The following is a 23,264-nucleotide window of genomic DNA, read 5'->3' on the forward strand; positions in this document are numbered from 1 at the left end:
CCTGAAAATTTGATTTTACGATACCAATATAAATACATACACTAATAAAATAAATCATCCCTACAGGAGACAATCGAGATGAACGCCCCCCTTGATCAGGCGGTGCTGTCCGCACTCGCCAAGGTAAGCCTTGACGACAAGTACACTCTCGAAAAAGGCCGCGCCTACATGAGCGGCACGCAAGCGCTGGTGCGCTTGCCCATGTTGCAAAAACTGCGCGACAAGCATGCCGGGCTGAACACGGCCGGATTTATTTCCGGCTATCGCGGGTCGCCCCTGGGTTCCCTGGACCTCGCACTCTGGAAAGCCAAGCAGCACCTGATCGACAACGACATCGTTTTCCAGCCGGGCCTGAACGAAGACCTGGCGGCCACCTCGGTCTGGGGGTCGCAGCAAGTCAATCTTTATCCCGACGCCACGCATGACGGCGTATTCGGCATGTGGTATGGCAAAGGTCCCGGCGTGGACCGGTCCATGGACGTGCTCAAGCATGCCAATTCCGCCGGCACGTCGAAACACGGCGGCGTGCTGGTGCTCGCCGGCGACGACCACGCCGCCAAGTCATCCACGCTGGCGCATCAATCCGAACATGTATTCCAGGCCGCGGGCCTGCCGGTTCTGTATCCATCGAATGTCCAGGAATACCTGGACTACGGCCTGCACGGCTGGGCCATGAGCCGCTATTCGGGCCTGTGGGTCGCCATGAAATGCGTCACCGATGTGGTCGAATCCACCGCCTCGGTCGATATCGATCCCGACCGCGCCAACATCGTCATTCCGTCCGACTTCGTCTTGCCGCCCGAAGGCCTGAGCATACGCTGGCCCGATCCGCCGCTGGTGCAGGAAGCGCGCCTGATGAACTACAAGTGGTATGCCGCGCTGGCCTACGTGCGCGCCAACAAACTGAACCGCATTGTCATCGACTCACCGCGGGCCCGTTTCGGCATCATGGCCGCCGGCAAGGCCTACCTCGACACACGTCAGGCCCTGGCCGATCTGGGCCTGGACGAAAACACCTGTGCGCAAATCGGCATACGAGTCCTGAAAGTGGGTTGCGTGTGGCCTTTGAACGCACTGGACGCACGCGAATTCGCCACCGGCCTGGACGAAATTCTGGTCGTCGAAGAAAAGCGGCAAATTCTGGAATACGCGCTTAAAGAAGAACTGTACAACTGGCGCGACGATGTGCGCCCCAAGGTCTATGGCAAGTTCGATGAAAAGGACAATGCCGGCGGCGAATGGTCGGTGCCGCGCGGCAACTGGCTCTTGCCCGCCCAAAGCGAGCTGTCACCCGCACTGATCGCCAAGGCCATCGCCAAGCGCCTCGAAAAAGCCGTGCTGCCGCTGGACATCCAGGCTCGCGTTGCCGCACGCGTGGCAATAATCGAAGCCAAGGAACGTGAATTGCTGCAGCCCATCATCACCGCCGAACGCAAGCCCTGGTTCTGTTCGGGCTGCCCGCACAACACCTCGACCAACGTGCCCGAAGGCTCGCGCGCCATGGCTGGCATAGGCTGCCACTACATGACCATCTGGATGGATCGCAAAACCGAAACCTTCAGCCATATGGGAGGCGAAGGCGCAGCCTGGATAGGCCAGAAGTCGTTTACCAAAGAAAAACATGTATTTGTGAACCTGGGCGACGGCACCTACTTCCATTCGGGCATCCTGGCCATACGCGCCGCCATCGCCGCCAACTCCAATATCACCTACAAGATCCTGTATAACGATGCGGTTGCCATGACGGGCGGCCAGCCCGTGGACGGCGTGCTGAAAGTCACCGATGTCATTGCGCAGGTCTATGCCGAAGGAGCGAAAAAAATCGTGGTGGTTACCGACGAGCCCGAGAAATACCGGGGCGTGTCGCTGGCGGGCAATGCCCCTGTGTACCACCGGGATGAACTTGATCGGGTGCAACGCGAATTGCGTGAAATCGAAGGCACCACTGTCCTGGTCTACGACCAGACCTGTGCCACCGAAAAGCGCCGGCGCCGCAAGCGCGGCGCCTACCCCGATCCCGCCCGGCGCGCCTTCATCAACGACGCCGTATGCGAAGGCTGCGGCGACTGTTCGGTGAAATCCAACTGCCTGTCGGTCGAGCCGCTCAATACCCCACTGGGTACCAAGCGCAAAATCAATCAATCTTCATGCAACAAGGACTTTTCCTGCGTCAACGGCTTTTGCCCAAGCTTTGTGACAGCCGAAGGCGCGCAGGTTCGGAAACCCAAGGCGCAGGCGCCCCGGATGGGCGCTGCCGACGCGGATAAACTGCCCGCCCCCGCATTGCCCGACATACAAGGCATATACGGCATACTGGTGACCGGCATAGGCGGCACCGGCGTCGTCACGATCGGCGGCCTGCTGGGCATGGCGGCGCACCTTGAAAAAAAGGGGGTTACAGTCCTCGACATGGCAGGCCTGGCACAGAAAGGCGGCGCCGTGCTCAGTCACGTTCAGATCGCGGCCGCGCCAGACGATATACACGCCACGCGCATTGCCACCGGCGAGGCCGAACTCATCATAGGCTGCGATTCGATCGTATCGACCTCGGCCGAAGTGCTCGCCAAAGTACAGAAGGGAACCACGCACGCGGCCATCAACAGCGCCAACATGCCTACCGCCGACTTCATCAAAGATCCGAAATGGCAATTTCCCGAGGCCTCGGCCGAACATGACTTGAAAGAAGCCATCGGACAAACCTGCGAATTTCTGGATGCCGGCGCGCTGGCCGTCAGGCTGTTGGGCGATGCGATTTACACCAACCCTCTGATGCTGGGCTACGCCTGGCAAAAGGGATGGATTCCGCTCTCGCACGAAAGCCTGTCACGCGCCATAGAGCTCAATGGCGTAACGATCGAAAAGAATCAGGCGGCCTTCGAATGGGGCCGCGCCATTGCCCATCATGGCCCGCAAGCCATTGCGCCCGATCTGAAAAAGCCTGAAACTGTGGCCCAGGTCATTGCCATGCCTGAAACGCTCGACAAGCTCATCGAGCGAAACACGCAAATGCTGACGGCCTACCAGAACAAGGCTTATGCCAGACAATACATCGAGGCAGTGAGGCTGATTCGCACTAAAGAAAGTTCATTGCATGACGCCAAGGCCCTGGGATTAACTCGCGCCGTTGCCAAAAACCTGGCCAAGCTCATGGCTTACAAGGACGAATACGAAGTAGCGCGACTCTACGCCGATCCAGCTTTTACCGAGAAGCTGCGCGCCCAGTTCGACGGCGAACCCGGCAAGGATTACCACCTCAAGTTCTACCTGGCGCCGCCCTTGCTGGCCAAGAAGGACGACAAGGGTCACCTGATCAAGAAACAGTACGGCCCCTGGATCATGACCGCCTTCAAAGTCTTGGCAAAGCTGAAAGGGCTGCGCGGCACGGCGCTCGACGTCTTCGGCAAGACCGAAGAACGGCGGCACGAGCGTCAGCTCGTGCGCGACTACCTGGCCCTGGTTCAAGAATTGGCGCAAACCGTCAGCGAGCAGAACCTGGCGGTCGCCATCGACCTGGCCAATGTGCCCGACGACATACGCGGCTTCGGCCACGTCAAGGAAAAAAACCTGGCCGCCGCACAACAACGACGGGACGATTTGCTCGAGGAATATCGGGGGGCCACAAGGGCCTCCCCTATCCCCATCCATGCCCACGTTGGTTGATTTCGTCTATGCCGCCCTGTGGGCAGGGGCACCCCTTGCGGGTGCCCCTCACCGTCACTACAAGGCCAGGTAGGTACGCAAGATGTCGTCGTTGCTCTTCAGTTCCCTCATCGTGCCGGCGTAACGGACCAAGCCTTTTTCCAGCACATAGGCCCGGTCGGATACGAGCTGCGCGAAGTGCATGTTTTGCTCGGACAATAAAACGCTCGTCCCCTGCTTCTTCAAGGCCAGGATCATGGCAACCATTTGCTCGACAAGCACAGGAGCCACGCCTTCCGACGGCTCATCGAGCAGCACAAGGTAGGGGTTCCCCATCAGCGTTCTGGCCACAGTCAACATCTGCTGTTCGCCGCCGCTTAAAGATCCTGCCTGCCTGTTCCTGAGCGTATCGAGGATCGGAAATAATTCATACAAAGCTTCCATGGTCCAGTTCGAGGCAGGCCGGCCATCTGGCCAATGACGCATCGGCTGCCGCCCTACATCGAGGTTTTGGCCGACGCTAAGATCGGTGAATATCCGGCGGTCTTCGGGGACATAACCCAAACCCGAACGGGCAATCCGATAGGTTTTCTGCCGTGTTATCGATTGCCCCATGAAATGCACCGCGCCTGTGCATTTCGGAACCAGGCCCATAATCGATTTCAGCGTTGTCGATTTACCCGCACCGTTGCGCCCCATCAAGGCGACCACCTCACCGGATCGCACTTCCAGATTGATTCCGTACAAAATGTGCGCGGCGCCATACCAGGCATCCAGGCCGTGCACCGACAACAGGGCCGAACCGGGCGCATTCTCTGCGATCATGACGACACCTCGCCGGCCGTGGCTTCGAAGGTTTTGCCGGAGCCAAAGTACACTTCCTGAACCCTTGGGTGACGACGTATTTCCTCGGCCGTGCCTTGGGCAATCAACTGGCCGCGCGCCAGAACGATGATCCGGTCCGCATAGGCAAACACCACATCCATGCTGTGTTCGGTAAACAATACCGCCATCCGGCGCTGAACCGCCAGCTCGCGGATAAGCGCAAACAGGGCATTGCGCTCTTGCGGCGCCATGCCGGCAGTGGGCTCGTCCATCAGCAACAATTCCGGATTGCCGGCCAGGGCCATGGCCAGCTCAACGCGCTTGACATCGCCATACGCCAGTTCGCTGCATGGATGGTCCGCCTGCTCTCGCATGCCCACCTGCTCCAGCAAGGCAAGCGCCTCATGGCGATAAGTGCGCCGGGCCGAACGCCAGAACGCATGGATTTTGCGCCGATGGGCCAGGAAGGCCATTTGCACATTTTCGACAACGCTTAGAGACGAAAACGTGGCTGCAATCTGGAAAGTGCGCCCTACCCCCAGGTGCGCGATCTTGCGCGATGGCAAGCCCAGCAATTCGGTTCCGTTGAACAGCACCGACCCCGCATCGGCGGCCATTTGCCCACCCACGATATTAAAGGTGGTCGATTTGCCCGCTCCGTTGGGCCCGATAAGCGCCAGCAACTCTCCCTGCGCCAGGTCGAAACCGATGCCGTCTACCGCCACGTTGCCGCCAAACCGTTTTTCAAGACCCCGGACCATCAGCAGGCTCATGCCGACTCCCGTTTATCGTCAATCCGATCACGCACCGACGCCCTGGAAGAACTGCTCAGCAAGTCAAGGAAACCGGCTATTCCCTGAGGGAAGGCCAGCACCAGCACGAGAATCACGCCACCGAACAAGGCGTGCCAATACTGAGTAATACCCACGACATAATCCTGCAGCACCGTGAATACGGTGGCCCCAACAATGGGCCCCGCGAGCGCTTGCACCCCGCCCAGCAGAACCATCACCAGGCCATCGACCGACTTGCCTACGGCAATGACTTCGGGCGAGGTACTGCCTTTGGAAAAAACGTACAGGGCGCCGGCCAGCCCCGCAAACGCGCCGGCAATGGCAAATGCGGCCCATTGCACTCTCTGGACATGAATTCCCAGCGCATCCGCGCGCAGCGCGGAATCACGGGCCGCCCGCAAAGCATAGCCAAACGGGGAAAACACCATGCGTCGCAAAACAAGCACCGCCAGCACTACGATAGCCAGCGCGAAATAATAATAGGCCTTGCCCGACAGCCAGTCGGCGGGCCAGATGCCGATTATGCCGTTGGAGCCACCCGTCACAGCATCCCACTGATACACCACCGACCACACGATCTGGGCAAACGCCAGGGTCAGCATAGCCAGGTAGACGCCCGAAAGGCGAACGCAGAACCAGCCAAAAACAATGGCCCCGAAAGCCGCCAGTATAGGAGCGGCGGTCATCGAGGCAATCATGGGCCAGCCCGCCATTTTGAACAGCAGCGCCGCCCCGTAAGCACCCAGGCCGAAGTAAGCGGCATGTCCAAACGAAGGCATGCCGCCGGGTCCCATCATGAAATGCAGGCTGGCCGCAAACAGGATCGCCAGGATAATATCCAGGGCCAGTACCTGGGCATACGGAAAAGATCCGGCCAGCAGCGGCAAAATCAGCAAAACCATTACAAGCAACAGCATGCCGCCTTTGAATCCAGCGCTTGCCGCACGCAAGGGCCGTTCCGGCGAACCGACATTGCGCATGGCCGCCAAAGGCCGGCCCAGCAAGCCCCATGGACGAAACACCAGCACAATGGCCATGAAAACGAATTCAACCACCAAAGTCAGTTTCGGAAAGGCAATATCGAAGCCCCAGAATGACACCAGCCCCAGCGCAATGCAAAGCGCCTTGACCTGCGCAATAATCAGGGCGGCAAGATAAGCGCCGGGGATCGATCCCATGCCACCCACCACGACCACCACAAAGGCATCGCCAATCACGCTCAGATCCAGGCCCAGGCTGGCCGGCTGCCGCGGTATCTGCAAGGATCCGCCCAGCGCCGCCAGAAAAGCCCCCAGCGCGAACACCCCGGTAAACAGCCAGGCCTGATTCACACCCAGGGCGCCCAGCATTTCACGGTCTTGGGTAGCCGCCCGCACCAGAGTGCCCCAACGTGTTCTGGTCAATACCAGCCACAGGCAAACGAGCACTATGGGGCCTATGGCAATCAGCAACAAATCGTAAACCGGCAAATAGCGATCGAAGAGTTTCAGAGCGCCGTTCAGCCCGGGCGCCAGCGGGCCCAGCAGGTCATCGGGCCCCCACGTCCAGAGCGTTGCATCGTTGATAACCAGCACCAAGGCAAAAGTTGCCAGCAACTGAAACATTTCGGGCGCCCGATAGATGCGCCGCAGCAAGCCAATTTCAATCGCCGCGCCCAGAACGCCCACGAGCAGCGCCGCCGCAAGCAGGCACAGCCAAAAGCCCACCGGATCTTGCCCCCAATGCCGTACCAGAGTGTAGGCAATATAAATGCCCAGCATGTACAGGGAGCCGTGCGCGAAATTGACAATGCGCGTCACGCCGAAGATAAGCGACAACCCGGCCGCCACCAGGAACAGCGAAGACGCCTCCGCCAGGCCATTCAGGAACTGAACGATAAAGCCGGTAAGGTGCATGTGATCCGGCGCCGCCCCCGCGGCAGCGCACTTTCTTATGAATTAATCAGCATCGGCCGGGCGCCACTTCCTGACTTGCTCGTCGCTGGGTTGAACTTGCGCACCGTCTATATACTTGAAGTCGGTCATGATCCCCTTGCCATCTTTTACGGCCAGGGTTCCAACGTACGCGCCCATGGTGGATTGATGATCGATGCCCCGATACACGATGCGGCCGAATGGCGTGTCCACAGGCAGGTTCCTGAAAGCCTTGACCATCGCTTCGGTGTCGGTGGAGCCCGCCTTGCTTATGCCGGCCGCCAGCGACAGAATCGTGTTGTAGCCCACCACGGAGCCCAAGCGGGGGTAATCATTGAACCTGGCTTGGTATGCCTTCAGGAACTTTTGGTGCTCAGGCGTGTTGATCGCGTACCAGGGATAACCGGTCACCACCCAGCCTACGGGGGTTTCGCCGCCCAGGGCGTCCAGATACTCGGGCTCACCCGTCAACATGCTTACAGCAGGCAAATTCTTGAAGAAATTGCGTTGCGTCCCGGCGCGCACGAACTTGGCCAGGTCGCTGGCAAACAAGACATTGAACAGGGCCTCGGGCTTGGCGTCGGATAAGGCCTGCACCACATTGCCGGCATCGATCTTGCCCAGAGGCGTTGCCTGTTCCGCCACGAACTCTACATCGGGCTGCGCGGCCTTGAGCAATTGCTTGAATGTCGCAACCGCCGACTGGCCATACTCGTAATTCGGATAAACCACCGCCCAACGCTTCTTGTGCATGTTGACGGCGGCCGGAATCAGCATGGCCACCTGCATATAGGTGGAGTTCCTGAGGCGATAGGTATAGTGATTGCCATCGGCCCAGACGATCTTGTCGGTCAAGGGCTCGCTGGCCAGAAAAAAGACTTTTTTATGTTTGGCAAAATCGGTAACGGCCAGACCGATATTCGACAGGAACGTGCCGCACAGCACGTCGACCTTGTCGCGGGCAAGCAGTTCTTCGGCCGCGCGGACCGCATCGCCGGGATTTGAATTGTCGTCGCGAGTCACCAGCTCGAGCGACTTGCCATTCACTCCGCCTGCCGCATTGATCTGTTCAATCGCCAGGTCCATGCCCTTTTTATAGGGCCCTAAAAAGGCGGGCTGGGTTTTATAGCTGTTGAGCTCGCCTATCCTGATCGTACCCTGGGCAAATGATGAAGCGGCAAAGGCGCTCAAGGCAATCGATCCGAACAACTTGGCGTAATATCCTGTGCGATACATTATGCGTGGTTCCTGTTTTAACAAAGCGGGGACGTCTGCTGCGAATAAATTGTACGCAATATAAACATATAAGACCGAAGTGCTCATGAATAAGCATATACACTTAGGTAGTTAAACGCTTTTTTACCCACAATATGCGCGAACAGATCTGGATTTTCATCGTGTCGGGCTTTTGCCTTTTGACGCTCAGCCGTTGCCTGCTTGCGGCATGGCAATGGCAAAGGGTCAAACAAGCCGGCGGGCTGCTTCCCATACTGAAAGGGGGGCTGCGCATCGATGCCAATCAAATCGCGATTATCGTCGGCATACCTGCCTTGCTGGCCCCCTGGATCGGGCACTGGCCGACCGCGGTGACAATAACCGGCTGGTGGTTTCAACTGGCCTGGTTCCTGCTGGTGTTGCTCGAGGTTTCCACCCCCCAGTTCATTTATGAATACGATACACGCCCAAACCGCCTTTATGTTGAATATTTGAAACACCCGCAAGAAGTGTTCGGCATGCTTTGGAAGGGCTACAAGATCATGATTATCGGCGGCCTGCTCGCGCTCGCCGCGTTTTTATGGATGGGCCATGCACTCTTTGGGCACGCCTTGCCCGACACGGCCATGGCGTGGTGGCTGCGCCCCCTGTTCAGCCTGGCCGCGGCCGCGATCATATTTCTGGCGATCCGCGGCACGCTCAGCCACCGCCCCATCAATCCGTCGACGGTCGCCTACTGCGGCGACAGCATGCTCAATACCCTGCCGCTGAACTCGCTCTACAACGTCGCCTACGCCATCTACAGCATGAAAAACGAGCGCTCGGCCGCCGACGTCTACGGCGATCTGCCGCCCCAGGACATGAACCGCATTGTCAATCATTGCGCCGGCCTGGGCGATACCGAGCAAGATATTCCATCCCTGCACACCCAGGAACCCAGCGCCAAACGCGACCGCCCGCTCAATGTGGTGATGATCGTCGAAGAAAGCCTGGGCGCTCAATACATTGGCAATCTGGGCGGCGCCAATCTCACCCCCGAACTCGACAAGCTGGCGCAACAGGGCTGGAATTTCAGTCGCGCCTACGCCACGGGAACACGCTCGGTGCGCGGACTCGAGGCTGTGGTCGCCGGCTTTCCTCCCACCGTGTCCGATGCCGCCCTGCGCCTGCCGGGCGCCCAGGGCAATTTCTTCACACTGGCCCAAGTACTCAAGCAGCGGGGCTACCGGTCACGGTTCATTTATGGCGGAGAAGCGCATTTCGACAATATGAAAAGCTTCTTTTTCGGCAATGGCTTCGACGACCTGTACGATCGCGCCACATTCAAGAACCCGGCCTTCGTCGGCACGTGGGGCGCGTCCGATGAAGATATGTTCAAACAACTGGATCAGTTGCTCAGCAATCCGCCCGATCAGCCTACTTTTACACTGGCTTTTTCAGTCACCAACCACTCGCCCTGGGAGTATCCCAGTGGCCGTATCGAACCCGACGGCGACCCGGCAACGGTCGAAAATACCGTGCGCTACGCCGATTGGGCCATAGGCCGGTTCTTCGAAAAAGCCAAACGCTCGGCCTATTGGGAAAATACGGTTTTCCTGCTTGTGGCCGACCACGATTCGCGCGTGTTCGGCGCCAGCCTCGTGCCCCTGCGGCATTTCCACATCCCGGCCCTGATTCTGGGCGCCGATGTGCCCGCCCGGCGCGACGACCGGTTGATCAGCCAGATCGACCTGCCGCCTACCCTGCTGTCGCTCATGGGCCTGCGCACCGAGCACCCCATGATAGGGCACGACCTGACAGCGGCCGGCGGCGGCCGCGCCATGATGCAATACAGCGACAACTACGGCTACCTGAAAGGCGACGCCCTGCTGGTGCTGGAACCGCATCGCGAACCTTTGCAATACCGCTATACTGCCCCCGAGACCTACACCCCCATGGCGGTCGACCCCGATCTTGCGCGCGAAGCGCTGGCTCATGTGCTGTGGCCTGCCTGGATGTATAGACATCAGCGCTACACGCTGCCGCATTTACGGTCAAAAATATAAACAAAGTATCAATACAACAAGCGCTTATTTGTTGGAAATTCAAGCTACTTTAATTTACGGAATTCGTCCTAAAAACGATTATTCGATATAAATAATAACAAATCATACAATAATCATAATCTTTTAATATGGCTGCTACTTCCTTGATTTCTATCATAAAACATAGGTCTGGCAACACCAATACCAAAAAAAATATTTGGTAAACATCTCGTTTTTAATGTTAGTATTTGTGAGTTAATTTCCTGCTGTAGCACCAAGGATCAGGCAACGTGCCGATTAATTCATCCGAGCGCACCTTAGGTTTAGACCCTGTAGGGCCTCAGCGGCCCGCGGGAGAAAATCCTCGCGAGGGTGAAAAATTCTCGGAAGTACAAGCGCAAATTGACCGCCTCACCGATATCCACACCGATGGCGCAGTAAATTGGGATAAAGTAGCCTCGCTGACGAGTCAGATACTGCGCGAAGAAGGCAAGGATTTATCGGCGGCAATCTGGCTTCTGGCAGCCTGGATGCATTTATACGGATCCATCGGCCTAGCCGGCGGTGTACATGTCCTGAACGACTTGGTACACACATACTGGGAAGAAATGTCCCCCCCTCCCGCTCGCTTGCGCGGGCGCCGCAACCAGATGCAATGGCTGCTGGACCACCTGGGCGAGTACCTTCAAGGCGAACTCGAGGCTTTGCCGGACAAAGTTCATGCCGAATTGCTGGCAGACTGGGAGGCACTGGACGCCGCCTGGCAATCTCACGACACCGAGGCGCCGGCGTTTTACGGCCTGCGCCGGGCTCTGAGCGCGGTACCGATCGAAAATACAGCCGCCGGCGCAGCGGCCCCCGAACCTTCCCCCTCGTCGATATCGGCCGAGCCCACCAACGGGCCTGCCGGCGCACCCTCCAATACGAATTCCCCGGCGGCGCCCTCTCCCGCATTGCTTCCCACATCCGTGCCGGCCTCAGGCGCCGACCCCGAAACCGTCATCGACAGCGCCCTGACCAATCTGCGGCCGCTGATCGAATGGTGCCTCAACGACCACATTACTCTACCCTTGCTATTCCGCCTGAATCGCATCTGTGCCTGGGCCTCGCTGGACACAATCCCTCCCAATACAGGCGGTACCACCCGGATACCACCACCGCCCGATCAGATGACCACCGGCTTGGCGCAGGTCGAGCAAGGCACGGAAGCCCAGGCAGTCGTGCATTTCGTCGAGGCGCGCCTGATCAACCAGCGTTACTGGCTCGATCTGAATCGAGCCGCCCATGCCGCGCTAAGCCGGATGGGCGCCAGCGAAGCGGCAGCCACTGTCGCATTCGAAACAACGCGGCTAATTGCCCGCCTCCCCGAACTGGCTACCTTATCCTTTAGCGACGGTCGTCCGTTCGCCGACGCGGCAACGCGCATCTGGCTCAATACGCTGACCAACACGCGCCCTGCTCAGAATGGCGCCGACAGCGACGCCCTGAACGACTTGACGGAAAAAGCCGATGCCGACGCCGCCGCGGGCAAGCTGGAAGCCGCGCTGGATTCGCTGCAATCCGCCATAGATCAAACCAATAGCACGCGGGACGCCTTTCGCCTCAGGGTAGCCCAGTGCGATTTGCTCCACCGATTCGATTCGCGCGCCGATCTGCGTCCCTTGCTGGCGCCACTAATCGATGTACTCGATGTCTACCAGCTGTCTCGCTGGGAGCCGGACCTTGCCCGGCAAACCCTGGAGCTGGCAGCAGCCGTCGAGCGGCGCCACGGCGCCGAACCCAGCCAGCCGCCTGCGCCGATGCTGACGCGTCTGGCCGGACTGGATTGTCATGCAGCCTGGAGACTTTCACAGGCACCTACATCCTGAATATTTAAGGAGAACACTGATGGCCACCGACGGATCTGTTGCACCAAAAGAACGAGTAAATATTGTCTACAAGCCCGCAACCGGCGACGCAAAGGAAGATGTCGAACTTCCTTTGAAGCAATTGGTGGTCGGTGATTTCACGCTTAAGGAATCCACGGTTCCGCTGGACGAGCGCAAGCCCATTCAGGTCGACAAGGACAACTTCAACGAGGTCTTGAAAGCCCAGGGACTGAACTTGACCATGTCCGTACCCAATCGCCTGGCCGATGGCGAAACAGACGAAAACCTGGCCGTCAATCTCGAATTCAAGGGAATTCGTGATTTCGAACCCGATTCGCTCGTGGAGCAAGTCCCTGAACTCAAGCAATTGATTCAACTGCGCGACGCGCTCAAGGCGCTGAAGGGTCCGCTTGGCAATCTGCCGGCTTTCCGCAAGCAGATCCAAGAGTTGGTTCATGACGAAGGCACGCGCGAACGCTTGCTATCCGAGCTCGGCGCCCAAGAACAGGCCCCGGCCCCCAAGAAATAAGGAGCACATTTATGAGTCAGGATTCACCACAACAACAACCCGCCGAGGGCGCGGCTGCCCAGGCCGGCGGCTCCCTGATCGACCAACTCATCGAGACGACCCGCGTCAAGCCCGGTGATGAAGCGTACTCGATTACCCGCCAGGGCCTTGAAGCCTTTGTCGCGGAACTGCTGGAGCCCAGCCGCTCGCAGGAAAAAGTAAGCCAGGGCCTTATCGACGACATGATTTCGGCACTGGACCGGAAGCTGTGCCGCCAGGTCGACGAAATCATGCATCAGGCCGATTTCCAGAAACTGGAATCGTCGTGGCGTTCGCTGAAATTTCTGGTCGACCGCACAGATTTTCGCGAGAACAACAAAATTGAAATCCTGAACGTATCAAAAGAGGATCTGCTGGCCGACTTCGAAGATGCGCCCGACATCACTCGCTCGGGCCTGTACAAAGCGGTCTATACGGCGGAATACGGCCAATTCGGCGGCCAGCCATTTGGCACCATCATAGGCAATTACGATTTCGGCCCCGGCGGCCAGGACATCAAGTTGCTGCAATCGGTGGCCAGCGTCGCTGCCATGGCGCACACGCCATTCATCGCGTCGGCGGGCCCGCAGTTCTTCGGCCTGGATTCCTATTCGGGGCTGCCCAACCTGAAAGACCTGGCGGCCGTGTTCGAAGGCCCACAGTTCATCAAATGGAACGCCTTCCGGCAATCGGAAGATTCACGTTTTGTCGGCCTGACCCTGCCGCACTTCCTGCTGCGCGTGCCCTATGGCGACGAAACCGTGCCGACAAAGAAATTCCGCTACAACGAGGACGTTTCCAACGGCAATAAGAATTTTCTCTGGGGCAACGCATCGTTGGCATTTGCCAGCCGCCTGTCGGAAAGTTTCGCGCAGTTTCGCTGGTGCGCCAACATCATCGGCCCACAGGGCGGCGGCACGGTAGGCGACCTGCCTGTCTACAACTACGAGGCAATGGGCGAAACCCAGGTCAAGATTCCCACCGAAGTGCTGATCTCCGAACGGCGCGAGTACGAACTGGCCGAGCAGGGTTTCATAGCGCTGACCATGCGCAAGAACACCGACAACGCCGCTTTCTTCTCCGCCAACTCCTGCCAGAAGCCCAAGTTCTTCGGCAACAGCAAGGAAGGCAAGGAAGCCGAACTGAATTACAAGCTGGGCTCGCAGCTTCCCTATATTTTCATCGTGAGCCGCCTGGCGCATTACATCAAGGTAATCCAGCGCGAGAACATCGGCACATGGAAAGAACGCACCGACCTGGAAACAGAGCTGAACAACTGGATACGCCAGTATGTCGCAGACATGGACAATCCATCGCCAGGCGTACGTAGCCGGCGCCCCCTGCGGCAAGCGGAAATTACCGTGTCGGACGTCGAAGGAGACCCAGGCTGGTACCGGGTCAGCATGAAAGTGCGCCCTCATTTCAAGTACATGGGCGCATCGTTCACTTTGTCCCTGGTAGGCAAACTCGACAAGAGCTAGCCCGCTATTTCCGACAAACATGCAAAACACCTGGCTGTTCCACAACTGACAACAAGGAGTATTTATTATGGCAATGCCGTGCTACCTTAGCCTGCAAGGCAACAATCAAGGAAAGATCGAAGGTTCGTGTGAAGTAAGCGGCCATCAGGGAAAAATCCTGATACAAGCGATCGAGCACAAGATCGAACTGCCCAAAAGCCCGCAAACCGGCCTCCCGACCGGGAAACGCCAGCATTTGGGCATTACCCTGACCAAAGAAATCGATAAATCTTCGCCGAAAATTTATCAGGCCTTGTGCTCGGGCGAGCAAATGAAAACCGCCCAGCTCGAATTCTTCCGCATCAGCCCTAAAGGCACCGAAGAAAAGTATTACACCATCGAGCTGACGAATGCCGTTTTCGTATCGACCCGGCTGTGGGTGTCGAACTGCCTGTTACCCGATAACAGTCAGCTCGGGCACATGGAAGACATCAGCCTGACCTACGAAAAAATCGTCTGGACATGGGTTCCCGACGGCATCGAGGCCGAAGATTCATGGCTGGCGCCCAAGTAATACCCCAAAGACCGGCGAGCCACCCACTCGCCGATTTTTAGTGGTTTCTTATGCAAGAGCAGCGCCTCCTCGAACGCATCGCCAGTTTCAACGCTGGGGGGGGCAGGTCGCACATGACGCGCGCCGAAATCCTGGTGGACTCCATTTTGAGCCACCTGAGGCGCATTCTGAACACCCGCCAGGGCAGCGTTCCCATCGATCCCGAATTCGGCGTACCCGACTTCACCAATCTGGCAGGTTCGTTCAGCGTCGGTACCACAAGCCAGATCAGCGACGACATGACACGCATGATCGAGCGGTACGAACCCAGGCTGAAAAAGCCCCTGATTGAATTCATTGAAATCCAGGACAGCGTGCTTACCCTGGCTTTTTCCATAACAGGGCTGATCGAGGTCGACAATCTGGATATTCCCATCCGGCTGTCTACCCAGGTATTGCCCAACGGCAAAGTATCACTAAGGAAATCCTGAGGCATGCTCAACCGGTATTACGAACAGGAACTCGGACATCTACGCGGACTCGCCACAGAATTTGCGGCGCGCAATCCGGCGTTGGCCCCCATGCTGGGAGCCAACAGCGCCGGCGACCCCGATGTCGAACGCCTGCTCGAAGGGGTTGCATTCCTGACCAGCCTCATGCGGCGGCGGCTGGACGACGATTTTCCCGAATTCATCCAGACCCTGGCGCAGCTGCTTTTTCCGCACACCCTGCGCCCCTTGCCGTGCATGACCATCATGCAATATGAGCCTCGTGCGGCGCTCGAAGGCCCTGTGCTCATACCTGCCGGCACGGAATTCGCCTCGGTGCCGGTAGATGGTTTACGCACCCTGTTCCGTGCGTCGTTCCCGGTTACCGTGGAGCCGCTGGAACTGCTTGCGGCCCGCTGGGAAGGCGGAGGCACCCAGGCCCGTTCGCTGCGGCTGGAATTCAACTTCACAGGCGTTGCGCCCAAGGACTGGAAGGGCGAGAGGCTGCGCCTGTTCCTGGGCGATAGCCAGGCCGACGCGGCACGCCTCTTTCTGCTGCTGCAAAGATATGTGCGCGAAGTGCGCGTCGGCACGGAAGGCGGCCCGCTCACGATACTGCCGGCTTCCTCCATAGAAGCCGCCGGCTTGCGCCCGGATCTTGAGCTTCTGCCCTGGCCCGCCGGCGCACATCCTGCGTGGCGGGTACTGTACGAATACTTTGCGCTGCCTGAAAAACTGCTGTTTCTGGACATCACCGGCTTCCCCCGATGGCAGTCGCGCGGCCCAGGCACCCGGTTCTCGGTGCAATTCGTGTTCAATCAAATACCCGACTGGGCGCCCAACATCGGCGAATCGAGCTTCATACTGAACGCCACTCCGGCCGTCAATCTGTTTACCCAAGACGCGCATCCCATCCGGGTGGACCACCGCCAACCCGAGTACCGCATTCACCCCACCGATCGAAACGGCAGCACCGAAGGCATATTTTCCGTGGATCAGGTACGTGCGCGAATGGCGGACGGCACCGAATACGAATGCCACCCATTTTCTGCCTTCGCCGAAGGCGACGAGGCCTCCTACAATCTGCGCATTCACCCCTCGGCGCTGACACAGGACTACGACCATTACTTAAGCCTGCCCTATGCCAAGGGCACTACGCCCGAAACCCAGACACTGTCCATACGCGTGACCTGCACCCACGGCAATCTGCCCGAAAGCCTGCGCCTGGGCGATATCTGCGAACCTACCGACAACTCGCCCGCCCGCATCGGCTTTCGCAATATTCTCGGGGTCACGGCACACTCCCCGCCCGTCGTCGACAACGCGCTGCTGTGGCGTGTGCTGTCGCATCTGAATGCCAATCATCTGGCGCTGGCCAAGGAAGGGCGGCTACGCGATCTGCTGGCGCTTTATGTACCTCCCCGCCAGTTCGACGCGCATCGCCACGCAGCCGCCCAGCGCAGCCTTGAATCAATTGAAAATGTCCAGGTCGACACACGCCGCCGAATTGTGCGCGGCATGCCCGTCGAAGGCAGCGAGGTGCGCATCGAATGCCGCGGCGACCATTTCCCGGGCCCCGGCAACCTGTTCCTGTTCGGCACCGTGCTCGACGAATTCCTGGCGGGCACCACTGCACTCAATACCTTCAGCGCATTGACGCTGGTGGACACTGTTAACGGAGAAACTCTGACATGGCCAGCGAAGATCGGCCGCGCGCGCCTGCTGTAGCCGGGCCAACGCCCGATACACTGCTGACGGAAGGACACCGCTACGCCTTTTTCCAGGCCTTGCGGCTGATCCGCCTGCGCACGCCGCACGACGAGGCCTTGACCGATAACGTCCGGGTGCGGCCTGCCGTGACCTTGTCATTTCCTGAAAGCGACATCGAAGCCATCAGGCTCGACGACTCGGGCAAATACAGCATCACTGCAAATTTCTTCGGCTTGTACGGGGTTACATCGCCCCTGCCGACGTTCTATACCGAAGACCTGATCGAGGAAAAGCTGCAGGGCAATTCCTCGATGCGCGATTTTCTCGACATTCTGCATGCCGAACTGTATCCCTTGCTGTTCCGCGCCTGGGAAAAGAACCGCCTGTGGCTGACGATAGGCGAACGTCACGACACAAACCGGCTCGACCAGCTGTTTGCCCTTGTAGGGCTATCCAGTTGTGGCCCTCAGCACCTGGCAGATGCGCGTTCCTTATTGCCTCATGCCGGCAATTTCAACCAGTTTCCGCGCTCGGCCCTGGGTTTGCAGGCCCTGGTTTCGGGCTTGCTGGATGGCTTGCCTGTGGACGTGGAGCCATGCGTAACCGAAACCGTCGCCATCCCCCTGCCGTCCCGCTGCCTGCTGGGCGAACAAGCCACCCAACTGGGCGAAGACATTCTGCTGGGCAAACAGATTACCCAACGATCGAGCAGCTTGATCGTGCATGTGGGACCCATTCCGCGCGCGCAGTTTCATGCCTTGCTGCCCGGCGCGCCATTGCACGAGCGCCTGGCGCGCAGCATCGCGCTTTATCTCCGAACACCGCTGCGCTGCGTGCTTGGCCTCAAAGTTCCGCCTTCGCAACGCGAAGGTGTCAGTCTTGGGGGAGGATGGCACCAGCTGGGCTGGGATACATGGCTGCCCGAACCGGATACGCGGCACCCCGGGCCGCACTATGACGAAATCTATCTGCCCATAGACACTGATTCATCCCGCTTTCACGAAAGGACCTTGCAATGATGCTGGTAGAACTGAAACCGCTATTCGGACGCCTCAACCCGGCTTGCACGGCGGCGCTGGAAGGTGCTGCGGGACTGACCCTGGCTCGCAACCATTACGAAATCAGCATCGAGCATATGTTGCGCCGCCTGCTGGACGATCCCTCGTGCGATGTATATAAAATTCTGGCCCGCTTCGAGATCGACCCATTGCGCCTGACCGCGCAAATCGACGACACCCTGGCCGGCCTCAAGAACGGCAATCCGGGGCGCCCCACATTTTCCGGCCTGCTGACCGAATGGGTGCAGGAATCGTGGCTGATTGCCTCCGTTACCCTGGGCGAAACCCGGGTGCGCAGCGGTGCCATGCTGCTGGCTCTGCTGGCACGGCTGAGCTATTACGGAGCGGGCACACGCTACGCGGACACCTTGCGCAATATATCGCGCGAAACATTGACCGCGGAATTCGACCAGATCGTCGACGGCTCGTCCGAAGTCTCCGCGCATAGCGACGCGCAGCCTGGCGCGGCAGGCGGACCCGCCGCCGGCGCAAGTCCGGGTGAAGCCGCCATCAACCGCTTCTGCGAAGATTTCACAGCCAAGGCGCGTTCCGGAAAAATCGATCCGGTATTCGGGCGCGATGACGAAATCCGCCAGATGATCGACATTCTGGCTCGACGCCGCAAGAACAATCCGATTTGCGTCGGCGAACCGGGCGTGGGAAAAACCGCCGTGGTGGAAGGGCTGGCCCTGGCCATCGTCAACAATGAAGTACCCGAATTCCTGCGCAACACACGCCTGCTCGGGCTGGACCTGGGTTTGCTGGAAGCCGGCGCCAGCGTCAAGGGCGAGTTCGAAAACCGCCTGCGCGGCGTCATCGATGAAATCAAGGGCTCGGCTCACCCCATCATTCTGTTTATCGACGAAGCGCATATGCTGATCGGTGCCGGCGGCCAGGCCGGTGGCTCGGATGCGGCGAATCTGCTCAAGCCCGCGCTGGCCCGCGGCGAACTGCGCACCATCGCGGCCACGACATGGTCCGAATACAAAAAATATTTCGAGAAAGACCCGGCATTGGCCCGCCGCTTCCAGGTCGTAAAACTGGACGAGCCGGACGTGGCCACTACCGTGCAGATTCTGCGGGGCCTGAAAGACCAGTATGAAACGGCGCACGGCGTGACCGTCCGCGATGACGCCATCGTGGCCGCCGCTGAGTTGTCCAGCCGCTACATTACCGGCCGCCTGCTGCCGGACAAGGCGGTCGACCTGCTCGATACCGCCACTGCCCGTGTGCGTATCGGGCTGGGCATGAAGCCGGCCGAGTTGGAAAAGCTGGAACGCAAGCTCGCCGGGCTGGAGCGCGAACGTGTCGCGCTGGTTCGCGACGCACGGTTCGGCCGCAACGATAACGACGAACGAATCGCTGCGCTTGAAGCGGAGCACGCCGCCGTGGATGAACAACGGCAAACGCTCGAAGCAAGCTGGCAGGCGGAAAAGGAAGCCGCGGAACGCGTGCTGGAATTGCGCCGCAAGCTGGGTGAAGTCGAGGCAGCGCAAGCCGGCCAGGCAGCCGAATCCGTCGCCATGCCTGCGCCCGAAGTTGCCGAGGCCGATGGCGTCCAAGCCGACGCCCCCCAGACAGAACCCTCTGCGCCGGCCGCAGACATAGCCTCCGTCAAGGCCGAACTTGAAGCGGCTCGGCAGGCCCTGGCCACACTTCAAGGCAATACGCCACGCGTATTCATAGAAACCGATCCCGATGCCGTGGCCAAGGTCGTCTCCGACTGGACTGGCGTGCCGCTGGGAAAAATGCAGCGCGATGCCGTGGACGGCATTCTGGCATTGGCGGGCCATGTCAAGGAGCGCATCAGAGGCCAGGATCACGCCGTCGATCAGATCACGGCCACCTTGAAGGCGGCACAATCGGGCTTGCGCGACCCGCAACAGCCGATGGGGGTGTTTCTGCTGGTGGGCCCGTCGGGCGTGGGGAAAACCGAAACAGCATTGGCTATCGCGGATCAATTGTTTGGCGGCGACCAGGCGCTGGTGGCCATCAACATGAGCGAATTTCAGGAAAAACATACTGTCAGCCGCCTGGTGGGGTCGCCTCCGGGTTATGTAGGCTACGGCGAGGGCGGTGTCCTGACCGAGGCGGTACGCAAACGCCCCTATAGCGTGGTGCTGCTGGACGAAGTCGAAAAAGCGCACCTGGATGTGGTCAATATCTTTTACCAGGTGTTCGACAAAGGCACCTTGGCTGACGGCGAAGGCAGGATCATCGATTTCAGCAATACGGTCGTGTTTTTAACCAGCAATCTGGCGACCGATGAAATTACCACCCTGTCGCGTGACGGCAGGCCCGATCCCGACACCCTGATCAATGCCATTCACCCGGTGCTGGCACGCCATTTCAAACCGGCTCTCCTCGCACGCATGAATGTCGTGCCGTACTACACTCTTCCACCTTCCGAACTGGCCGGCATTGTGAGCCTGAAGCTGTCGCGGCTGACGCAACGGCTGGCGGCAGCCAATCGCATCCGGCTGGATTTCGACCCCACCGTGGCCGAGACTATTGCGGCACGGTGCACCGAGGTGGACAGCGGCGCGCGCAACATCGATTTCATCTTGCGCAAAAGCTTGACGCCACAGCTATCCAACGCTGTACTCGGGGCTCTGGCGGAAGGCCGCAAGCTTACCGGCCTGCACGTGTCCCCCGGGCAAGCCGATGATTGGCAGATAGCCATGACGGAGGACTAGGGACGATGGCAGAAGAACACAACTTCAAATTTCAATGCGAGGCACTGGAAAGCCAGCTATCCGGCCATCACGGCGTGGTCACGCACTGGACCGGCACGGAAGCCGTATCCAGGCCATACCGGTTTGAGGTAACGCTGGCGCTCAAAGAGCGCAAGCTCGAACTGGAGCTGGAAAAGCTCCTGGACCAGGCTGCCACTCTCACCGCCAGGAAGCCCGATGGGTCGCGCTCCAGCTGGAGCGGCATTATCACGCAGGTGAGCCAGGATGGCTGCGACGATGTCTACGATTTCTACAAGGTAGTTCTGGAGCCGCGCCTGGTCCGCCTGCGTTCGTGGCATTGGTCGGATATTTACCTGGACAAGCAGCTTGACGATATCATTGTCCAGTTGCTCAAACAGATAGGCCTGGTGCAGCCGTACACAGCGGGAGCCGCATACGACTATCGCATTCTGGCAAGCAACCTGGCGGCAACCAAGCAGGAATTCGTCTGTCAGTTCGAAGAAAACTGCCTGGACTTCCTGATGCGGCAGCTCGAATTCTACGGAGTCTATTTCTGGTTTGAACAGGCAGGCGGCCAGGAATCGGTGGTCTTTGCCAACGATGCAAGCCAGCAGCCGCAAGAAGCGATCACGGCCGTATTCTATCCAAAGGGTGAACTCAACACCGATGCAAAAGAAATCGCGATCAAGCGCCTGAACCGCCAAATCGGGCTGCACCCCAAGACGGTCACCCTGCACACTTCACCCGTGTATGACAACACCACAATCAATCTGACCAGTACGGCCAGCGTATCCGAGCCGATCAACAGCCAGGGCGAACGCCATCGGTACGATGATCAATTCGAGCACCTGGATGGCAATAACGATACCTCCGGCGCCGCACTGGCCAAGTGGCGGGCAGAGGAAGCGCTTTGCCAGAGCCTGCATGTCAACGGCGAATCACGCACCCCCGGCCTGGGTGCGGGACGCGCATTGACCGTATACGAATATCATCGTCAAAGTTCGGCCAAGGATTATTACATCGTGGAGATTTCGCATCGGGGCCATCAGGCGCTGGAAACCTCCGAGGACGACGACGAACCGCCGTATCGCGGCCATTTTGTCGCCCTGCCCCGCTGGCAGAACCCTGTCGCGAACAAGACTCCCCTGCAATTCCGGCCCCCACGCACTACACCCGTGCCTGAGATCACGCGCGTGGTCAACGGCTTTATAGACACAGGAACGGCCGATACAGACACTGTCGTAAAAGCAAAACGCTACGCGCAAACAGACGACCTGGGCCGCTACAAGGTGCGGTTCTGCTTCATCCGACAACAGTACAAAGGTACACGCAACTCGGCGTGGGTGCGCATGGCGACCCCTTATGCAGGTGGCGCTTCCAGCAAGGACCTGACTCCCGCAGGCATGCATTTTCCTCTACGCGAAGGAACGGAAGTACTGATCTCTTTCATCAACGGCGATCCGAACCGCCCGGTGATCATGTCGGCGCTTCCCAACTCCGAAGCGCCCAGCGTCGTGAATTCGAAAAATACGGCCGAACATCTAGTGGTCACACCGGCAGGCAATATGCTTGCATTGCGCGACTCCGCCGCCGATGCGGGCAACACCGCAACCGGCTCCGATCCGGCAATCCTGCTTTCCTCGCCAACTCAAAAAACCGCACTCAATCTGGGCAAGTCCGATGAAAGCTCGGTCGCCGACGGTTTCAATCTGCGCACGGAAGGCCACGGCGAGCTCCATGCCGACACCAGCATGTGGATCAATGTGCCCGGCCATCTGAGCATGAAAGCAGGCAAAGATGCCCTTTCGGGCTTCGCCTCGACCATAGCAAAGGGCCTGCCGCCCGGCGTCTCGGTGGGCGCGACGGGCGGCCTGGTAGTCAGCAACTTCGTCGGTGCCAATATCCAGAGCATCGAAGGGCTGTCGGTGGTCCATTGCCTTGGCGCAAAAGTGGTATCCACGGAAGGCATAGCAATAGACACCAATGTCTCAGCCATCTTCAAATACGCCCTGAGCCCCGTCAAGGACTTCAGCGCGGTAAAGACCACCACCACCTATACCGACCATACTTTCAACTTCGGCAGCGCTACCTGGACCGGAGGCGACTGGACAGCCACCATCATCGACAAACAAGAAAATGTCGCCACTTCCAATACCCGGGCAAGTGCGACGTACCTGGTTACGGCACCGGACATAACTCTCTCCACAGGCACAACGGATTTCAATCTCACCCCGGCAACGGCAACCCTGGACAGCACAGGTGACATCAGCATTACAGGTGCTGTCTCGACAACCGTACTGGGTGAAGCATTCAAGGCGGGCACGATCGACGAGACAGCATCCATAGCGGCGGCGGGAGGGGAAGTATTGATCAGAGGCACCGGGCTCGCAAGCCTATTTTCCGCCGCCGATGTCGTTATCCAGGGCACTGACGTAACCATCATCGGCGCCCTGGTCGAAATAGGCTAGGCCATA

The 23,264-nt window shown here is 59.0% G+C and carries 15 protein-coding genes; 11 read left to right on the plus strand and 4 right to left on the minus strand.

Annotated features, from left to right (window positions below):
* The first annotated feature begins 78 nt into the window (after positions 1 to 78).
* Complete coding sequence (locus tag LSG25_RS07240; protein ID WP_232744008.1) at positions 79 to 3,660, plus strand: indolepyruvate ferredoxin oxidoreductase family protein; 3,582 nt, start codon at positions 79 to 81, stop codon at positions 3,658 to 3,660.
* A gap of 57 nt (positions 3,661 to 3,717) precedes the next feature.
* Here the strand turns inward: LSG25_RS07240 and LSG25_RS07245 are convergent, their stop codons facing one another.
* From LSG25_RS07245 to LSG25_RS07260, 4 genes are read right to left on the minus strand one after another with little or no spacing between them, the layout of a single operon-like run.
* Entirely contained in the window at positions 3,718 to 4,464 is a 747-nt protein-coding gene (locus LSG25_RS07245; RefSeq protein WP_232744009.1) for an ABC transporter ATP-binding protein, read from the minus strand.
* Positions 4,461 to 5,237 (minus strand): ABC transporter ATP-binding protein, encoded by a 777-nt coding sequence (locus LSG25_RS07250; protein WP_232744010.1) that lies wholly within the window; start codon positions 5,235 to 5,237, stop codon positions 4,461 to 4,463. The genes LSG25_RS07245 and LSG25_RS07250 overlap by 4 nt, the downstream gene beginning before the upstream one ends.
* Positions 5,234 to 7,153 (minus strand): ABC transporter permease, encoded by a 1,920-nt coding sequence (locus LSG25_RS07255; RefSeq protein ID WP_232744011.1) that lies wholly within the window; start codon positions 7,151 to 7,153, stop codon positions 5,234 to 5,236. Before LSG25_RS07255 ends, LSG25_RS07250 begins: the two co-directional genes overlap by 4 nt.
* 42 nt (positions 7,154 to 7,195) lie before the next feature.
* Positions 7,196 to 8,407, minus strand: coding sequence for an ABC transporter substrate-binding protein (locus tag LSG25_RS07260; protein ID WP_232744012.1), 1,212 nt, complete (start codon positions 8,405 to 8,407; stop codon positions 7,196 to 7,198).
* Positions 8,408 to 8,541: 134 nt separating this feature from the next.
* On the opposite strand from LSG25_RS07260, the gene LSG25_RS07265 reads away from it, so the two are divergent.
* The 10 genes from LSG25_RS07265 to LSG25_RS07310 all read left to right on the plus strand — a co-directional run bounded on the left by LSG25_RS07265 (position 8,542) and on the right by LSG25_RS07310 (position 23,258).
* Positions 8,542 to 10,431 carry an LTA synthase family protein gene (locus LSG25_RS07265; protein ID WP_232744013.1) on the plus strand — a complete coding sequence of 630 codons (1,890 nt, stop codon included), beginning with the start codon at positions 8,542 to 8,544 and terminating at the stop codon, positions 10,429 to 10,431.
* Positions 10,432 to 10,700: 269 nt separating this feature from the next.
* Positions 10,701 to 12,278: a type VI secretion system protein TssA gene (gene tssA, locus LSG25_RS07270; RefSeq protein ID WP_232744014.1), complete on the plus strand. Its 1,578-nt coding sequence runs from the start codon at positions 10,701 to 10,703 to the stop codon at positions 12,276 to 12,278.
* 19 nt (positions 12,279 to 12,297) lie between these two features.
* A complete protein-coding gene (gene tssB / locus LSG25_RS07275) occupies positions 12,298 to 12,807 on the plus strand; it encodes a type VI secretion system contractile sheath small subunit (protein ID WP_232744015.1) in 510 nt (169 codons plus the stop codon).
* An 11-nt stretch (positions 12,808 to 12,818) separates the two neighbouring features.
* Positions 12,819 to 14,306: a type VI secretion system contractile sheath large subunit gene (gene tssC, locus LSG25_RS07280; protein ID WP_232744016.1), complete on the plus strand. Its 1,488-nt coding sequence runs from the start codon at positions 12,819 to 12,821 to the stop codon at positions 14,304 to 14,306.
* A 67-nt stretch (positions 14,307 to 14,373) separates the two neighbouring features.
* Complete coding sequence (locus LSG25_RS07285; protein WP_232744017.1) at positions 14,374 to 14,859, plus strand: Hcp family type VI secretion system effector; 486 nt, start codon at positions 14,374 to 14,376, stop codon at positions 14,857 to 14,859.
* Positions 14,860 to 14,909: 50 nt separating this feature from the next.
* Complete coding sequence (gene tssE / locus LSG25_RS07290) at positions 14,910 to 15,329, plus strand: type VI secretion system baseplate subunit TssE (protein WP_232744018.1); 420 nt, start codon at positions 14,910 to 14,912, stop codon at positions 15,327 to 15,329.
* Between the two features lie 3 nt (positions 15,330 to 15,332).
* Complete coding sequence (tssF, locus tag LSG25_RS07295) at positions 15,333 to 17,054, plus strand: type VI secretion system baseplate subunit TssF (protein ID WP_232744019.1); 1,722 nt, start codon at positions 15,333 to 15,335, stop codon at positions 17,052 to 17,054.
* Positions 17,018 to 18,055: a type VI secretion system baseplate subunit TssG gene (gene tssG, locus LSG25_RS07300; RefSeq protein ID WP_232744020.1), complete on the plus strand. Its 1,038-nt coding sequence runs from the start codon at positions 17,018 to 17,020 to the stop codon at positions 18,053 to 18,055. The genes tssF and tssG overlap by 37 nt, the downstream gene beginning before the upstream one ends.
* The gene (gene tssH, locus LSG25_RS07305; RefSeq protein WP_232744021.1) at positions 18,052 to 20,790 is read left to right on the plus strand and encodes a type VI secretion system ATPase TssH; all 2,739 of its coding nucleotides are present in this window, start codon (positions 18,052 to 18,054) and stop codon (positions 20,788 to 20,790) included. The genes tssG and tssH overlap by 4 nt, the downstream gene beginning before the upstream one ends.
* Before the next feature lie 5 nt (positions 20,791 to 20,795).
* Positions 20,796 to 23,258, plus strand: a complete 2,463-nt coding sequence (locus tag LSG25_RS07310; RefSeq protein ID WP_232744022.1) for a type VI secretion system Vgr family protein — start codon at positions 20,796 to 20,798, stop codon at positions 23,256 to 23,258.
* Positions 23,259 to 23,264: the final 6 nt, after the last annotated feature.

It is taken from the genome of Paralcaligenes sp. KSB-10, from assembly GCF_021266465.1.
In the GTDB taxonomy this organism is placed as follows: domain Bacteria; phylum Pseudomonadota; class Gammaproteobacteria; order Burkholderiales; family Burkholderiaceae_B.

Bases quoted from the DNA above. Each gene is read 5' to 3' on its own strand.
- LSG25_RS07240 (WP_232744008.1), top strand. From the start codon at position 79: ATGAACGCCCCCCTTGATCAGGCGGTGCTGTCCGCACTCGCCAAGGTA.
- LSG25_RS07245 (WP_232744009.1), bottom strand. From the start codon at position 4,464: ATGATCGCAGAGAATGCGCCCGGTTCGGCCCTGTTGTCGGTGCACGGC.
- LSG25_RS07250 (WP_232744010.1), bottom strand. From the start codon at position 5,237: ATGAGCCTGCTGATGGTCCGGGGTCTTGAAAAACGGTTTGGCGGCAAC.
- LSG25_RS07255 (WP_232744011.1), bottom strand. From the start codon at position 7,153: ATGCACCTTACCGGCTTTATCGTTCAGTTCCTGAATGGCCTGGCGGAG.
- LSG25_RS07260 (WP_232744012.1), bottom strand. From the start codon at position 8,407: ATGTATCGCACAGGATATTACGCCAAGTTGTTCGGATCGATTGCCTTG.
- LSG25_RS07265 (WP_232744013.1), top strand. From the start codon at position 8,542: ATGCGCGAACAGATCTGGATTTTCATCGTGTCGGGCTTTTGCCTTTTG.
- tssB (WP_232744015.1), top strand. From the start codon at position 12,298: ATGGCCACCGACGGATCTGTTGCACCAAAAGAACGAGTAAATATTGTC.
- tssC (WP_232744016.1), top strand. From the start codon at position 12,819: ATGAGTCAGGATTCACCACAACAACAACCCGCCGAGGGCGCGGCTGCC.
- LSG25_RS07285 (WP_232744017.1), top strand. From the start codon at position 14,374: ATGGCAATGCCGTGCTACCTTAGCCTGCAAGGCAACAATCAAGGAAAG.
- tssE (WP_232744018.1), top strand. From the start codon at position 14,910: ATGCAAGAGCAGCGCCTCCTCGAACGCATCGCCAGTTTCAACGCTGGG.
- tssF (WP_232744019.1), top strand. From the start codon at position 15,333: ATGCTCAACCGGTATTACGAACAGGAACTCGGACATCTACGCGGACTC.
- tssG (WP_232744020.1), top strand. From the start codon at position 17,018: ATGGCCAGCGAAGATCGGCCGCGCGCGCCTGCTGTAGCCGGGCCAACG.
- tssH (WP_232744021.1), top strand. From the start codon at position 18,052: ATGATGCTGGTAGAACTGAAACCGCTATTCGGACGCCTCAACCCGGCT.
- LSG25_RS07310 (WP_232744022.1), top strand. From the start codon at position 20,796: ATGGCAGAAGAACACAACTTCAAATTTCAATGCGAGGCACTGGAAAGC.